Raw genomic sequence first — 15,615 nt, forward strand, 5'->3', positions numbered from 1 at the left:
CCCCTCCCCCGTACCCGACTTTGCGACAACTCCCCGTCCTTCCACCACACACGCAGCAAACGGGCCCGTCCCGCGCCGGGTTAGACGCACGACGGGCCCGATGGGTTACTTACGAGGCGCACTCGACCTTGTCGGCCGTGGACTTGTCGGTCACTTCGGGCGCCTTGGCCGGTGCGGTGAGCGAGACGCCCGCGCCCTTGAAGTCCTTGCCCAGCGTCAGCGACATGGTGGGCAGACCCTGGGCGTTGGTGACGCTCTTGCCCGGCTTCAGCGCCGCGCCGGGCAGGCCCATGAGGGCGGCCAGTTCGCGTGCCTGCGGTGCCTGGTCGGGCGCGTACTCCAGCGTCGTCTTGCCCACCTCCGCCGGGGCGTTGCCCGCGTTCTCCGACTTGAGGATGCCCTTCTCGGTCTGCATCCAGTTCAGGGCCGCCTGAGCGCTGCCGCCCGCCGCGCCGCCGTTCATGATGCGCACCCGCACGTCGGACGGCGCCGACCTGGTGCCCTGCAGCCGGGCGGCCAGGGCGTCCTTGGCCGCCTTCTCCTTCTTCTTCACGTCGGTGAAGGAGACATCGCCGTTGATGGCGTCGAAGATGGCCGGTGCCACGTCCGGGTTGACGATCACGGTCTTGTGGATCACGCCGTCAGCCGGGTTGTCCTTCACCGGCACCGTCATGAAGGTGATGTTCTTCGGCGGGACCTTCTTCATCTCCAGGGCTATGTCCTTGAGCGTGCCCACGGTCTTGATGCCCTGGTCGACCGTCAGCGCCTTGGTCGCGGCCTCGGCCAGGTCCAGCAGCTTGGCAGGGTTGGTGAGGGTGTCGCTGGAGGACATGTCCCGCATCAGCGAACCCATGAACTGCTGCTGCACCTTGATCCGGTCAAGGTCGCCCGCGTTGCCCCAGGCGTGCCGGGTACGGACGAACGCGAGCGCCTGCTCGCCCTCGATCCTGGACTCGCCCTCAGGCAGGTCCAGGTGGGAGTCCTTGTCCTGCACCGCGTGCTTCAGGCACACCTTCACGCCGCCGACCGCCGAGGTCAGCGTCTTGACCGCGTTGAAGTCGACCATCATGAAGTGGTCCGGCGTGATGCCCGTGACCGCCTTCACCGTGCGCATGGTGCAGCCCGCGTCCCGGCCTTCCTGGCCGAGGCTCTCGTTGAAGCGGACCCCGCTGGAGCCGGGGATGACCTTCTTGCTGCCGTCGGGCTGGTTGGTCTCGCAGTCCGGCACGTCCACGACCATGTCGCGGGGGATGCTCAGCGCCGTCGCGTTCGTCCGGTCCTTGGCGACGTGCAGCAGGATGTTGGTGTCCGCGTGGCCGACGCTGTTCTTGTCGCCGTAGTGGTCGTTGCCCTTGCCGGTGCGCTTGTCGGTGCCGATGATCAGGATGTTGAATGCGTCGTCCTTGCTGAAGCCCTGCTTCGCCGCGCTGCCGACATCGGTCGCGGAGACGTTGCCTTCCAGGTGCTTGAGATAGAGGTAGCCCGCCGAGCCCGCGGCGACCAGCACCAGCGCCATGCCGCCGCCGGTCCACGCCACGATCTTCTTGGCCTTCGACTTCTTCTTCACCGGGCGCCGGTTGCGCCGTCCCGGCGGCGGCTCCGGCTCGGCCCCCCTGCGGCGGCGCGGCTGCGGCACCTCGGCGCCGCGCTCCGGCGTCTCCCGCACCGGCGCGCCGCCCCGGCCTTGCTCGGCCTCGGGACCGGCGGGACGACCCCGCCGGGAAGCCCGCGGCGAGGGAACCGGTGACTGCGGTGCGGAATTACTCAGTCGCAGTTCGTATTCGCCGGTGTTCGGATTGAGTACCCACTGGTCTGCGGGGTCGATGTTCTCCGCCCGCCCACGGCTTTGCGCGTCCACGGTTGTCCGAATCCTCCGTCGGGGCCACGCGGCGCCTTCCCCCTCGTAGGCGCTCGGGTCTCGGTGAAACGGTGCGCGGCCGCAGGGCAAGCCTGACGGGTCGGGGCACCGGATCGCTCACACTATCCGCCCTGTTCAGGGTCGAGCGACGTCGGTGACGAATTCCACGTTCCTAGAACTGGGCAATCCCGCTCATTCCCCTGAACAAAAGTTCGTCGATTTGGTGTGAGGATTACTCACACGTGTGCGCGGCGGCGGTGCTGCCCCGGAACGTGGGGGTCGCCGAGGGAAGCTTTCCCGCGTTGTCGTCGGGGGATTTGCCACCGTTTTCCGGCGAAGTGTCCGCCACCTCGACGGGCCGGTCCGCGCGCAACCGGGCGAACAGCTCCCCGGCCTCCGGCTGCACCAGTTGGTCACGGTCGGAGTCGTAGACGTACGCCTCGCGTGGTGCCGTGAGGAACTGCACATGTTCGGTGGGGATGTCGCGCAGCCCCCGGACCAACCGGTACAAGCCGCGCAGACTGGCCAGTTCGGGGTCGGTGGTGAGGGCGGAGGTCGCCGCGTCCAGCACCGGATACAGCTTCACCGGGTTCAGCAGTACGTCGTCGCCGCGCACCTTCTCGACCAGCGCGCCGAGGAACCGCTGCTGGCGGTCCATCCGTTCGGTGTCGCTGCCGTCCCCGAGCGTCTTGCGGGCGCGTACGTAGCCGAGCGCCTGCTCGCCGTTCAGCGTGACCCGGCCGGCGGGCAGCTTCAGCTTGGCCGCCTTGTCGTCGATCGGCTCGCGCAGGCAGACCCGCACCCCGTCGACGGCGTCCACCAGCTGCTTGAACCCGCTGAAGTCGACGACCATGTGATGGTCGACCCGGATGCCGGTCAGCTCCTCGACGGTCCGGATCGTGCAGGCCGAACCGCCGATCTGGAAGGCGGTGTTGAACATGGCGAACGACGGCGCGGCCTGCCCGCCGCCGGTGCGTGGGCAGGCCGGGACGCGCACCATCAGGTCGCGGGGGAGCGAGACGGCGGTGGCGCTGCGCCGGTCGGCCGCCAGGTGGAGCAGGATCGTGGTGTCCGAGCGCTCGGTGCCCGAGTCCCGCCCGTACTTCTCGTTGCCGCTCCCGGCCCGGGTGTCGGTGCCGATCAGCAGGATGTTCTGGGCGCCCGACACCAGCGCGGTGGGCCGTTCCTCGTCGTAGCGGGCCAGCTCGCGCGCGGCCGCCTCGTCGGGGGTGATGTTGTCGCTGAGCCGGGAGTACAGCGCCCAGCCGACCCCGCCCGCCGCCAGGAGCAGCACGGCCGCGCCGAGCGCGCCGCCCGTCAGCCACCGCCTCCGGCGCCGCCGTGCGAGGCCGTCCCCGGTGGCCGAGGCGCCGGGCACGGCGGAGTCGTCCGCGCTCTCGGGCACGGCGGCACCACCCCTCGCGGTCGTCCGGACGTCACGTCCTGCTCTCCTACGACCATGGCGGCGCGGACGGCCCGGGGCCGCCCTTTGCTGGGCCTAACGGGTGGTGGCCTCAGTGCCGGGAGGCGGTCACCCGCTCGGTGTCGATGCGCTGCGCCAGCGCGTCGGCGGACAGCTTGTCGAGGTTGCGGCACAGCACCACGGAGCCCCCGGCGGCGAGCGGCGCGTACAGCCCCGCGCTCAGCCCGGCCCAGGTGTCGTAGGGCAGCCCCGACAGCAGCCGGGAGCCCGGCCCGGTCAGGTCGAGGTCGGGCGCGTCGGCGAGCGCCCGCTCCACCACCTCGGCCGCGCTGAACTCGGCCCCGGCCACGATCAGCGCGGGCTCCTCCGGGTCCACCGGCGCGAAGGGGGCGAACTGGTCGCCCTGCCCCGGCACCTCGGCGGCGTAGTCCATGAACCCCTCCGGCACCTGCGGGAACCGCCCGCCCAGCGGGCGCAGCGCCAGCGCGACCCGCTCGCCCCGGCAGGCCCGCGCCTCGTCCAAGGTGTCCGGCCCGCTCACCACCACGTCCGCCGCGGCCGGATTCCCGGACACGTCGGCGACCGCGCCCACCGACGAGCACGCCAGCAGCCACACGGCCGTCTGCCAGTGCGCGGGCAGCAGCAGCGCGACCCGGTCGCCGGGGGCCACGGACAGCTCGCCCTGGAGCAGATTGGCGGTCTTGGCCACCCAGTTGGCGAAGGTGGCGACGGACAACTCCACGCGTTCGCCCGTGGCGTCGTCGTAGAAGGTCACCAGGGGGCGTCCGGCGTCCGCGGCGAGCGCGGAACGCAGCAGGTCGGCTGGGGTGCGATCGGTGGCGTTCACCCGCGCAAGGGTACGCGGGCGAAGCCGCGCCCGACGGACGCTCAGAACGGCCGCCCCGGCCCGTACATGAGCGGGGTCCGGCGGTGGCAGCCTCCTGGCGGGCGGCACCGCCTGGGCGGACGCGTACGGCCGGGGGACGACGTACGCCGATCTCCGGGACATCGCGCGGCCATGAGAGGCGCTGTCGCACCGCACGCATACACTGACCGGCCGAAACGACACGTTCCGCCGGTCCCGGCAGGAAGCGGAGACGACAGGTGACAGAAGCGATCCTCCTGGTCGGCGGCAAGGGCACGCGGCTGCGGCCGCTCACGGTGCACACGCCCAAGCCCATGGTCCCGGCGGCCGGGGTGCCGTTCCTCACGCATCAGCTGGCGAGAGCGAGAGCGGCGGGCGTCGACCACGTCGTCCTCGCCACCAGCTATCTCGCCGAGGTCTTCGAACCCCACTTCGGCGACGGCTCCGCCCTCGGCCTGCACCTGGAGTACGTCACCGAGACCGAGCCGCTGGGCACCGGCGGCGCCATCCGCAACGTGGCCGCACGGCTCCGCTCCGGCCCGGACGAGCCCGTCCTGATCTTCAACGGCGACATCCTCACCGGCCTCGACATCCGGGCCCTGGTCGACACCCACGAGTCCACCGGCGCCGATGTGTCCCTGCACCTGACCAAGGTGGCCGACCCCCGCGCGTACGGGCTGGTCCCCACCGACGACACCGGGCGCGTCCTGGCCTTCCTGGAGAAGCCGCAGACGCCCGAGGAGATCGTCACCGACCAGATCAACGCGGGCGCCTACGTGTTCCGCCGCTCCGTCATCGACACCATCCCCGCCGGGCGCCCGGTCTCCGTGGAGCGCGAGACCTTCCCCGGCCTGCTGGCCGCCGGGGCCCACCTCCAGGGCATGGTCGACTCCACCTACTGGCTCGACCTCGGCACCCCGGCCGCCTTCGTCCGGGGCTCCGCCGACCTCGTCATGGGCCGCGCACCCTCACCCGCCGTGCCCGGCCGACGCGGGGACCGGCTGATCCTGCCCACGGCCAGGGTCGCGCCGGACGCCAAGCTGACCGGGGGCACGGTGGTGGGCGAGGGCGCGTTCGTCGCCGAGGGGGCGCGGGTGTGCGGGTCCACGATCCTGCCGGGCGCGGTCATCGAGCCCGGCGCGGTCGTCACCGACTCCCTCATCGGCAGCCGGGCCCGCGTCGGCGAACGGTCCGTCCTCACGGGAGCGGTCATCGGCGACGGCGCGGTGGTGGGAGCCGACAACGAGCTGCGGGACGGAGTCCGGGTGTGGTGCGACGCGCGCATCCCGGCCGGGGCGGTCAGGTTCTCCTCCGACCAGTGACGCGGCTCACCAGCGACCGATGTCCGTCTTCCGCATCTTCGGGTGCCTGCGGGCCGGGGTATTGCCGCTGAGCAGGACGTAGCGGGCGGCCCGGTGCCGCTGGCCCCCGGGGGCGTACGGCTCCAGCAGCCGGAGCATCTCCGCGTCGTCCGCGTCCCGGTTCCCGGCCAGCGCCCAGCCGATGATGCGGGGCAGGTGCAGATCGCCCGTGGTCACCGCGTCCGGCGCGCCATGGCTGCGCTGCACCACCTCGGCCGAGGTCCACGGTCCGACACCTGGGACGACCTCAAGGCGGGCCCGCGCCTCGGCCGGGGGCATCCCCACGGTCTGCTCCAGCCGCGCGGCCAGCCGGACGGCCCGCAGGATGGTGGAGGCACGCTTGTCGTCCACGCCCGCCCGGTGCCACTCCCAGGACGGGATCAGCGCCCAGGTCCGGGGCGCGGGCATCACCCACATCGGGCGCTCACCCGTACCGGCCGGGCCCGGCGCGGGCTCCCCGAACCAGCTCACCAGCCGCCGCCACGCCCGGTACGCCTCGTCGGCGGTGACCTTCTGCTCCAGCACCGACGGGATCAGCGACTCCAGCACCAGCCCGGTCCGGGTCAGCCGCAGTCCGGGACGCCGGTGCCTGGCGAGGGCGACCAGCCGGTGCCGGGGCTCGAAGACATCGGGGTCGTCGGCGGCGCCCAGCAGCTCGGGCAGCCCCTCCAGCAGCCAGTCGGCGCCGGGCCCCCACGCCTCACCGCGCACCTCGCCGCCACACGCGTACACCCGCAGCGTGCCCGGCCCGGCGGGCGTACGGGTGGCCCGCCACACCGAGCCGTCGCGCGTCGCGCGGAACGTCGGGTCACCGCCGCCGCGCCGCAGCGGGCCCAGCACCAGCCCGAGGTCGTACGGCCCCTCCGGCACCCAGGTCCGCGTCCGGGGGCCGCCCGCCTGCCGGGGCACCACGGGCGCCGGAACCCGGCCGTCGCGCACGGTCGCGTGCGACGGGGGCCGGGGGGCGAAACGTCCTGCCACGGGGAGAGGTCCTAGGGGTGCGGATGGGGCGGGGGTGCCCTACGAGACTAGGGCCTTTCGCCCCGGCCTTTCAGCGCACCTCGATGAACGCCCCCGCCTCCCGCGCCGGGCGGGCCGGGGGTTCCTGGGCCGGGTGACCGATCGCCACCGCGCCCATCGGGTCCCAGTAAGCGGGCAGGTCCAGCACCTCGCGGACCACGTCACGGCAGAACATCGTCGAGGACACCCAGGCCGAGCCCAGCCGCTCCCCGGCCAGCGCGACCAGGAAGTTCTGCACCCCCGCGCCCGTGGCCACCACGAACATCTCCCGCTCGGCCGCGTCCCGCCGCGCGTCGCCGTAGGTGTGCGAGCCGTCCATGACGAGGCAGGGCACGGCGAGGTAGGGCGCGTCGCGCAGTACGTCACCGCGCCGGACCCGCTTGGCGATGGACTCCTCGCTCTTGCCGTCCCGGCGCAGGTCGGCGATCCAGGCGTCCCGCATCGCGTCGAGGAGGCTCAGCCGGGACTCGGCCGACTCCAGCAGCACGAACCGCCACGGCGTGGTGTGGTGCGGGGCGGGCGCGGTCACGGCGGCGGCCACCGCGCGGCGCACCGAGCCGGGGTCGACCGGCTCGTCGGTGAAGGCCCGCACGGTACGGCGCAGGCTCAGTGCCTCCCGTACCGCCTCGGAGGTGCCGAGCCGGAACATGTCGTCCCGCGCGGAGCGCACCAGCGCCCGCGCACCGTCGCCCTGCTCGGCCGCCTCGGTGACCACGTGGGGCAGGCCGCGGACGACCGCCACCGGCAGGCCCGACGCCTTGCCCTTGATCAGATCGCCCGCCGAGGCGAGTTCGTCGGCGGTGGCGACGACGGTGGCGGAGAGCGGGTTGCCGTGCGCGTCGGTGCCGCCGCGCAGGTCGTCCAGGACCTCGACCCCGGCCGCGCCGATCGCCACGTCGGTGAGCCCGGCGCGCCAGGGGCGGCCGAAGGTGTCGGTGACGATCACGCCCACGGTGACGCCGAGCGCCTCCCGCAGGCCCGCGCGGATCGCGCGCGCGGAGGCGTCCGGGTCCTCGGGCAGCAGGAGCACGGTGCCCTCGGCGGTGTTGGACGCGTCGACCCCGGCGGCGGCCATGACCAGGCCCTGCCGGTTCTCCACGATGCGCAGCGGACCGCGCCGGGCCACCACGCGCACCGTCTCCGCGTCGATCGCGGCCTCCCGGTCGGCGGCCCGGACGATCCGCCCCTCGGCCTTGGACACGATCTTGGAGGTGACGAGCAGCACGTCCCCGTCGGCGAGACCCGGCTCGGCCGAGGCGATCAGCTTGGCCAGGTCGTCGCCCGGCGCCACCTCGGGCAGGCCGGAGGGTGCCCAGACCCGGTAACCGCTCACGCGGTCCCCACCTCCTCGGCCAGCTTCAGCGCCTCGCGTGCCATGGCGGCGGTCGCGTCCAGGTCGCTCATCATCAGCGGCACGGCACGGCAGCGGATACCGGCCGCCTCCACCGTGTCGACGGAACCGGCGTCCACGGTGTCGACGAGCCAGCCGTCCAGCAGCCCCGAGCCGTAGTGCGCGGCGACCGCGGCGGCGGTGGACTCCACGCCGACGGCGGCGAGCACCTTGTCGGCCATCCCGCGCACCGGCGCGTCACCGACGATGGGGGAGAGGCCGACGACCGGGACGCCCGCGTCGGCGATGGCCTCCCGGATGCCGGGCACCGCGAGGATCGTGCCCACGGACACCACCGGGTTGGACGGCGGGAAGAGGATGACGTCCGCCGCCGCGATGGCCTCCAGCACACCGGGCGCGGGCTTGGCCTGCTCGGCGCCGACCGGCACGACCGCCTCGGCGGGCACGGAGGCGCGCAGCCGCACCCAGTACTCCTGGAAGTGGACCGCCTTGCGCTCGCCGTCCAGGTCGACGGCGACGTGGGTCTCCACCCGGTCGTCGGTCATCGGGATCAGCTTCACGCCCGGCTTCCAGCGGTCGCACAGCGCCTCGGTGACCGCGCTCAGCGGATACCCGGCGCCCAGCATCTGGGTCCGCACGATGTGGGTGGCGAAGTCCCGGTCGCCGAGCCCGAACCAGCCCGGACCGGCGCCGTAGGCCGCGAGCTCCTCCTTGAGGTGGAAGGTCTCGTCCTGCCGCCCCCAGCCCTGCTCCTCGTTGATGCCGCCGCCGAGCGTGTACATCACGGTGTCGAGGTCCGGACAGACCTTCAGCCCGAAGAGATGGATGTCGTCGCCGGTGTTGCCGATGACCGTGATGTCCGCGTCCGGGGCGGCCTGCTTCAGACCGCGCAGGAAACGGGCACCGCCGATGCCGCCTGCCAGAACCACAATGCGCATGGGATCAGTGTGTCAGCAGCCACCGACAGGCAGTGCGGCCGGTGATCACACCGCGGCCGGGCTCGGCTCCGTGCGCGCCTCGCAGTGCGGGGAGATGGGGGTCCCCCCGGTCGAACGCAGTTGAGACTGGGGGAGCATGGGCATCGAGGTGAGGCCGGGGTAATAGACGTGCAGGCTGACCGCGGGCTCCAGCGCGTCGTTGACCACGTCGTGCACATAGCCGGGCGCGAAGACCCGCTGGGCTCCGGCGGTGAGGGTGCGGGTGCCCCGGTCGGTGCGCTCGGTCAGGGTGCCCTCCAGCACGGTGAGGATGCCGGAGGAGGGGCCGTGGTCGTGCGGTCCGCTGCCCTGGCCGGGCACCCAGGACAGCAGCCACACCTCGTAGCCGGGGCCGGTGCGCAGCCGGTGGTACCAGCGGGTGGTGGCGTCGTAGCGGACCAGGTGGGCCCACGCGTCGCGGTCGGCGGCGACCGCGCGGGCCAGTCCGGCGAACTCGGCGACGGTCACCGGGTGCTCGCGGGGCGGCTGCAGCAGGTGGGGGACTTCGAGGAGGTCACCGGCGATCTGAAGGTCGTTGTCGCTGTTCATGGGGGTGTGGGGTTCCTCGGCTCAGAGGCGGTGGCTGGGTGTCGCTGGGCCCCGGCCCGGATCACGGGCCTACGGGCGGATGTCCCCGAGGGGGTGCGGGAACGGCGGGACACGCGGGCCGGAGTGGGCCCGGGGTCGGCTGGAGCGCGGGTCGGCTCAACAGCAGGGACAGCAACAACAGCTGAAACGCGTGCCGACAGCACCGAGGGACCCGGCGATGCGGGTCGTCGTGGGTGCGAAGTCGGCGAGCATGCCCCCTAGGACAGCGGTTCACACCTGCGGTGTCAACTCGGGGCCCGGATCGAGCGACGTGCTTCACCTCATCCGGTGCATCTGCGAGGTGAAAGGTTTGTGCACCCCGTACCCGGGACACATGGCGCACATCCGGGCGGCGCCCCTCGGTGCCCTCAGCCCTGCGTCTAGGTTTATCCCGATTTGAACACTAAACGCAGGGCCTTGGTTCCGCAGAGTGAATAACGGGCCCAATAGCAGATCTCGGCTTGACTCGCTCGGAGCCGCACACTTGTAATTTCACTCGTGTCGTTCGGCCGGGTCGGCCAGGCACGGGGACGCGAAAGACGGACGAGGGGCGCACATGACCGAGCTGGTGGAGCAACTGCTGGTCGACGACGCGGACGAGGAACTCGGCTGGCAGGAGCGCGCGCTGTGCGCCCAGACCGACCCCGAGTCCTTCTTCCCCGAGAAGGGCGGCTCCACGAGAGAGGCGAAGAAGGTCTGCCTCGCCTGCGAGGTCCGCTCCGAGTGCCTCGAGTACGCCCTCGCCAACGACGAACGCTTCGGCATCTGGGGCGGCCTGTCCGAGCGGGAACGCCGCCGCCTGAAGAAGGCCGCGGTCTGACCGGCGCACGCGCGGCCGGTCGGCGAACGGTCGCCGCGCACACGCACATACGGGGCGAACGGCCCGTCGCACGTGGGTTGTCCACAGGCGGCGGGCCGTCGTCATGACCGACCGATAGTGTGGGCGCTCGTCCGAGACGCCCCGCTGTCCTTGACGGGCCGAGGCGTCCACCGCAGTCCATCGAACCGGGGCCCGTACCTCGATGTCCGTGCACAGCCATACGGCAGCCCAACACGACGCTGCCACCCCTGAGTTCCCGCGCCATGTGGTGACGGCCGTCCTCGTCACCCATGACGGCGCCCGCTGGCTGCCCGACGCGCTCGCCGGGCTGCTGAGTCAGGAGCGCCCCGTGCAGTACGCGGTGGCGGCCGACACCGGCAGCGCGGACGACTCCGCCCAACTGGTCACCGAGACCCTGGGGGACGAGGCCGTCGTCCACCTGGCCCGGCGCACCGGCTTCGGCCAGGCCGTCGACGAGGCCACCCGCCTCGCCCCCGTCCTCACCCCGGACGACCTGCCCTACCTCCGGCGTCCGAACAGCTGGGACCCCGCCACCCGCACCTGGCGCGACGACGCCTACGACCTGCCCGAACTGCCGTACGGCGAGCCCGTCCAGTGGCTCTGGCTGCTGCACGACGACTGCGCCCCCGAACCCGACGCCCTCGCCCAGCTGCTGAGGGTCGTCGAGACCGAGATCGAACTCGGCCGGGACGACGTGGCCGTGGTAGGCCCCAAGCTCCGCGGCTGGTACGACCGCAGGCAACTGCTGGAGGTCGGCGTCTCCATCGCCAACTCCGGCCGCCGCTGGACCGGTCTGGACCGCCGCGAGCAGGACCAGGGCCAGCACGACCACGTCCGCACCGTGCTCTCCGTCTCCACCGCCGGCATGCTGGTCCGCCGCGACGTCTTCGAGCGGCTCGGCGGATTCGACCGCCGACTGCCCCTGATGCGCGACGACGTCGACCTGTGCTGGCGCGCCCACAGCGAGGGCTACCGCGTCCTCATCGCCCCCGACGCCGTCGTCCGGCACGCGGAGGCCGCCTCCCGCGAGCGCCGCACCGTCGACTGCGCGGGCCGCACCACCGCCTCCCCGCACAAGGTCGACAAGGCCGGTGCCGTCCACACCCTGCTCGCCAACACCCGCACGGCCGCGCTGCCCTGGGTGCTGCTCCGGCTGGTCCTCGGCACCCTCCTGCGCACCCTCGCCTACCTCGTCGGCAAGGTGCCCGGCCAGGCCCTCGACGAGATCCGCGGCCTGCTCGGCGTCCTGCTGCGCCCCGAGCGCGTCCTCGCCGCCCGCCGCGGCAGGGGCCCCTCCCAGCTCGACAAGGACGAACTGCGACAGCTGTTCCCGCCGCCCGGCGCCACCATCCGCGCCACGGCCGAGCAGATCGCCGCCAACTTCTCCACCAGCTCCGACATCGACACCTCCGCCGGACGCCACGGCAGCGCCGTCGAGTCCGGACCCGGCGGCGACGACGCCGACTTCCTGGAGATCGAGCAGTTCGCCCGGCTCAAGCGCATCGCCCGCAAACCCGGCCCGGTGCTCTTCCTCGCCCTGCTGCTGATCTCCCTGGTCGCCTGCCGTGCCCTGCTGGGCGGCGGTGCCCTCGCGGGCGGCGCGCTGCTGCCCGTCCCGCCCGGCGCCACCGACCTGTGGGCCCGCTTCGCCGACGCCTGGCAGCCCGTCGGCGCCGGAAGCACCACCTCCGCGCCGCCCTACCTCGCCCTGGTGGCGACGCTGGCCTCGCTCTTCCTCGGCTCCACCGGACTCGCCGTCACCGTGCTGCTGGTCTGCTCGGTGCCGCTCGCGGGCTTCACCGCCTACTTCGCCTCCCGACCCCTCGTCAGCTCCCGGCTGCTGCGCGCCTGGGTGGCCATCGCCTACGCCTTCCTGCCCGCCACCACCGGCGCGCTGGCCCAGGGCCGCATCGGCACCGCCGTACTCGCCGTACTGCTCCCGCTCATCGCCCGCGCGGGCATTGCCGCCGCCGGACTCGCGGGCCGCTCCGGCGGGCGCGGCAGTTGGCGCGCCACCTGGGCGTACGCGCTCCTGCTGACCATCACCACCGCGTTCACGCCCGTCGTGTGGCCCGCCGCGCTGGTCCTCGGCATCGGCGTGCTCGTCCTGCGCCGCTCCGACCCGGTCGCCCATCTCCTGCGCTTCCTCGCCCAGCTCGGCACCCCGCTGCTGGTGCTCGCGCCCTGGTCGCTGACCCTGCTGCCGACCGGCTTCTTCACCGAGGCCGGACTGGACTACGGCGCCTCGGCCGCCTCCGCCTCCGACCTGCTCGGCACCAGCCCCGGCGGCCCCGGCACCCTGTCCGGCCTGCTGCTCATCGGCATCGTCCTCGCCGCGCTGGCCGCACTGCTGCGCTCCGAGCGCCAGTTGGGCATCCGCACGGCCTGGGCCGTCGCGCTCACCGGGCTGCTCCTCGCGGTGCTGGCCAACCGTTCCGCCTGGGCCGGACCGGCCACCCTGGTCTACGGCATCGCCCTGCTGGGTGCCGCCGCGCTCGGCGCGGACGGGGCACGCGCGCGGGTCGCCGAGCAGAGCTTCGGCTGGCGCCAGCCGGTCGCCGCCCTGATCGCGCTGGCCTGCGCGGTCGGCCCCCTGGTCGCCGCCGTCGGCTGGATGATCCGCGGCGCCGACGGCCCCCTGGAACGCCGCGACCCCGCCCAGGTGCCCGCGTTCGTCGCCGAGGACGCCGGTACCCGCGACCAGGCCCGCACCCTGGTCCTCGACAGCGACTCCGCCGCACGGGTGCGCTACACCCTGGTCCGGGGCGCCGGTGCCCGCATGGGCGACGGCGAGATCGCCGCCGCCGACGGGTCCAACACCGGCCTGGACAAGGTCGTCGCCAACCTGGTCGCGGGCTCGGGCGCCGACCAGACCGGCCAGCTCGGCGGCTTCGCCGTCCGCTACGTCCTCGTCCACCAGGGCACCCCCCGCCAGATCACCCGCGTCCTGGACGCCACGCCGGGCCTGAACCGGCTCAGCCAGCAGAACGGCAACGCCCTGTGGCGCGTCGACCAGCAGGTCTCCCGCGCCACCCTGATCGGCGCGGGCGGCTCCGGCACCCCGCAGGCCGTCGCCGCGGGCCCGGTGGAGATCCACACCACCGTGCCCACCGGCGCGGGCGGCCGCGTACTGCGCCTGGCCGACGCCGTCTCCGACGGCTGGACCGCCACCCTGGACGGCAAGCCCCTCACCCCCAAGACCGTCGACGGCTGGGCCCAGGGCTTCGAACTCCCCGCGGTCGGCGGCAAGCTGGACGTCACCTATGACGCCCCGTTCACCCACACCGTCTGGCTGTGGGCCCAGGGCGCGCTCGCCGTCCTCCTCGTCGTCCTCGCCCTGCCCGGCCGCCGCCGCGACATCGACGACGACCTCCCCGAGGAGCAGCCGATCCCCGCCCAGGACATGGAGGGCGACGGCCGCCGCGCCCGCCGCCTGCGCGCCCAGGCCGAGGAACAGGCCGAGGCCGAGCAGACCGAAGAGGCCGTGGAGGCCGCCGAAGAAGGGCCCGAAGTCCCGCCGTACGGGCAGCAGGAGCAGCCGGTCATCCCGCACCAGCAGCCCTACGCCGACTGGGACACCGGCACCACCTACGCCGACCCCGAGTACGCGGCCTACCCCGCCGACCCCTACCAAGCCCCGTACCAGAACACCGGGTACGACCAGGGCGCGTACCACCCCGACCCCTACGGCCAGCAGCCCTACGACCCCTACGGGTACGGGGTCCAGCAGGAGCAGCCGTACGACCCGGCGGCCCACCCGCAGGGCTACGACCCCGCCCAGCGGCCGCCCTACGGCGACGGCAGTGAGCGCCACGACGGGAGCCAGCAGTGAACCGCACCACCCTGTCCCTGATCGCCTGCACCGTCGCCCTGGCCGCCGTCACCGGGTTCGCCGCGTTCGACCCGCCCGCCGCCACCGGCGCGGGCACGGCCGGCGGTGCCACCGAACGGCCCGTGGAGCGCAGCGGCCTGCTGTGCCCGGCGCCGAGCTTCTCCGACATCGCCGACACCGCGTACACCTCGTTCACCCCCGTCACCCAGGGCGCGGGCGACGGCGGTCAGGCCGCGCTGGAACCGGCCGCCGAGCAGGCCGCGGGCGGCAAGGGGGCCAAGGGCGGCGGAAAGGGCGGCAAGAACGACAAGCCGGTGCTCACCCCCAAGCCGCCGGGCACCCCGGCCGTCGGCGACACCTCCGGCAGTGACACGCCCGCCCTGATCGGCACCGCCGACGGCAAGTACGCGCCCGGCTGGACCGTCCAGGAGACCACCCGGATCGCCGCGGGCACCGGACGCGGCCTCCAGGGCGTCACCTGCACCCCCGCCGACACCGACTTCTGGTTCCCCGGCGCCAGCACCGCCGAGGGCCGCACCGACTACGTCCACCTCACCAACCCGGACGACGAGGCCGCGGTCGTCGACATCCAGCTGTACGGCAAGGGCGGCGCCCTGAAGTCCGCGGTGGCCGACGGCATCACCGTCCCCCCGCACACCAGCGAGCCGGTGCTGCTCTCCACGCTCACCGACGAGCCCCAGGCCGACCTGACCGTGCACGTCGGCGTGCGCGGCGGCCGGGTCGGCGCCACCGTGCAGGCCCAGGACGACGCGGGCGGCGGCGACTGGCTGCCCGCGTCGGCCGACCCGGCGGGCAGTCTGGTGCTGCCCGGCATCCCCAAGGACGCCACCGACGTCCGCCTGGTCGCCTTCACCCCCGGCGACGACGACGCCGACCTCAAGGTCCGCCTGGCCTCCCCGGACGGCTCCATCACTCCGGCCGGAAACGAGACCGTGCACGTCAAGGCGGGTATGACCACCGCCGTCGACCTCGGCCCCGTCACCCGGGGCGAGCCGGGCTCGCTGCTCCTCACGCCCACCGACGACGCGGTCCCCGTGGTCGCGGCCCTGCGCGTGGTGCGCGGCAAGGGAGCCCGGCAGGAGACGGCGTACATCCCCGCCACCGCCCCCGTCGGCCTCCGCGCCACCGCCGCCGACAACAGCGCCAAGGGCACCACCCTGTCCCTGACCGCCCCCACGGGCACCGCCACCGTCAAGGTCACCGCCTCGGCGGGCAGCGGCGGCGGGACCCCCGCGACGAAGACGTACACGATCAAGTCCGGCACCAGCCAGGACATCAGCGCCCCCACGGGCGGCAAGGGCACGTACGCGCTGACCGTGGAACCCGTCTCCGGCGGCCCGGTCTACGCCGCCCGCACCCTCACCGGCGCGGCCGACGGTGTCTCCGGCTTCACGATCCAGACCCTCCCGAACGACCGCGGCCTGGTCGCGGTGCCACGGGCGGAACAGGACCTGTCGGTGCTCCAGCGGTAGGACGGA

Annotated in this window: 11 protein-coding genes; 4 read left to right on the top strand and 7 right to left on the bottom strand. The window is 73.5% G+C overall.

Going from position 1 to position 15,615, the window contains the following annotated elements; genetic code table 11:
- Positions 1-109: 109 nt before the first annotated feature.
- The 3 genes from ACI2LY_RS27910 to ACI2LY_RS27920 all read right to left on the bottom strand — a co-directional run bounded on the left by ACI2LY_RS27910 (position 110) and on the right by ACI2LY_RS27920 (position 4,128).
- Positions 110-1,858 carry an LCP family protein gene (locus ACI2LY_RS27910; RefSeq protein WP_404709542.1) on the bottom strand — a complete coding sequence of 583 codons (1,749 nt, stop codon included), beginning with the start codon at positions 1,856-1,858 and terminating at the stop codon, positions 110-112.
- 232 nt (positions 1,859-2,090) lie between these two features.
- Positions 2,091-3,263: an LCP family protein gene (locus tag ACI2LY_RS27915; protein WP_404709543.1), complete on the bottom strand. Its 1,173-nt coding sequence runs from the start codon at positions 3,261-3,263 to the stop codon at positions 2,091-2,093.
- A gap of 109 nt (positions 3,264-3,372) precedes the next feature.
- Positions 3,373-4,128 carry a TIGR03089 family protein gene (locus tag ACI2LY_RS27920; protein ID WP_404709544.1) on the bottom strand — a complete coding sequence of 252 codons (756 nt, stop codon included), beginning with the start codon at positions 4,126-4,128 and terminating at the stop codon, positions 3,373-3,375.
- A gap of 257 nt (positions 4,129-4,385) precedes the next feature.
- On the opposite strand from ACI2LY_RS27920, the gene ACI2LY_RS27925 reads away from it, so the two are divergent.
- Positions 4,386-5,468, top strand: a complete 1,083-nt coding sequence (locus ACI2LY_RS27925) for a sugar phosphate nucleotidyltransferase (RefSeq protein WP_404709545.1) — start codon at positions 4,386-4,388, stop codon at positions 5,466-5,468.
- Positions 5,469-5,474: 6 nt separating this feature from the next.
- Here ACI2LY_RS27925 and ACI2LY_RS27930 read toward each other — a convergent pair whose 3' ends face one another.
- The 4 genes from ACI2LY_RS27930 to ACI2LY_RS27945 all read right to left on the bottom strand — a co-directional run bounded on the left by ACI2LY_RS27930 (position 5,475) and on the right by ACI2LY_RS27945 (position 9,404).
- A complete protein-coding gene (locus tag ACI2LY_RS27930; protein WP_404709546.1) occupies positions 5,475-6,488 on the bottom strand; it encodes a DNA-3-methyladenine glycosylase family protein in 1,014 nt (337 codons plus the stop codon).
- A gap of 70 nt (positions 6,489-6,558) precedes the next feature.
- Positions 6,559-7,860 carry a coenzyme F420-0:L-glutamate ligase gene (locus ACI2LY_RS27935; protein ID WP_404709547.1) on the bottom strand — a complete coding sequence of 434 codons (1,302 nt, stop codon included), beginning with the start codon at positions 7,858-7,860 and terminating at the stop codon, positions 6,559-6,561.
- On the bottom strand, positions 7,857-8,816 hold the full coding sequence (gene cofD, locus ACI2LY_RS27940; protein WP_404709548.1) for a 2-phospho-L-lactate transferase: 960 nt from the start codon (positions 8,814-8,816) through the stop codon (positions 7,857-7,859). The genes ACI2LY_RS27935 and cofD overlap by 4 nt, the downstream gene beginning before the upstream one ends.
- Positions 8,817-8,861: 45 nt before the next feature.
- Positions 8,862-9,404 (bottom strand): cysteine dioxygenase, encoded by a 543-nt coding sequence (locus ACI2LY_RS27945; RefSeq protein WP_404709549.1) that lies wholly within the window; start codon positions 9,402-9,404, stop codon positions 8,862-8,864.
- Between the two features lie 595 nt (positions 9,405-9,999).
- Between ACI2LY_RS27945 and ACI2LY_RS27950 the strand changes: the two genes are divergently transcribed.
- From ACI2LY_RS27950 to ACI2LY_RS27960, 3 genes are all read left to right on the top strand, one after another.
- Positions 10,000-10,263 (top strand): WhiB family transcriptional regulator, encoded by a 264-nt coding sequence (locus ACI2LY_RS27950; RefSeq protein WP_030377564.1) that lies wholly within the window; start codon positions 10,000-10,002, stop codon positions 10,261-10,263.
- A 202-nt stretch (positions 10,264-10,465) separates the two neighbouring features.
- The gene (locus ACI2LY_RS27955; RefSeq protein WP_404709550.1) at positions 10,466-14,116 is read left to right on the top strand and encodes a glycosyltransferase; all 3,651 of its coding nucleotides are present in this window, start codon (positions 10,466-10,468) and stop codon (positions 14,114-14,116) included.
- Complete coding sequence (locus ACI2LY_RS27960; protein ID WP_404709551.1) at positions 14,113-15,609, top strand: DUF5719 family protein; 1,497 nt, start codon at positions 14,113-14,115, stop codon at positions 15,607-15,609. The genes ACI2LY_RS27955 and ACI2LY_RS27960 overlap by 4 nt, the downstream gene beginning before the upstream one ends.
- The last annotated feature ends 6 nt before the right edge of the window (positions 15,610-15,615 follow it).

The sequence above is a fragment of the Streptomyces sp. NPDC002176 genome, assembly GCF_044903645.1.
GTDB lineage: Bacteria > Actinomycetota > Actinomycetes > Streptomycetales > Streptomycetaceae > Streptomyces.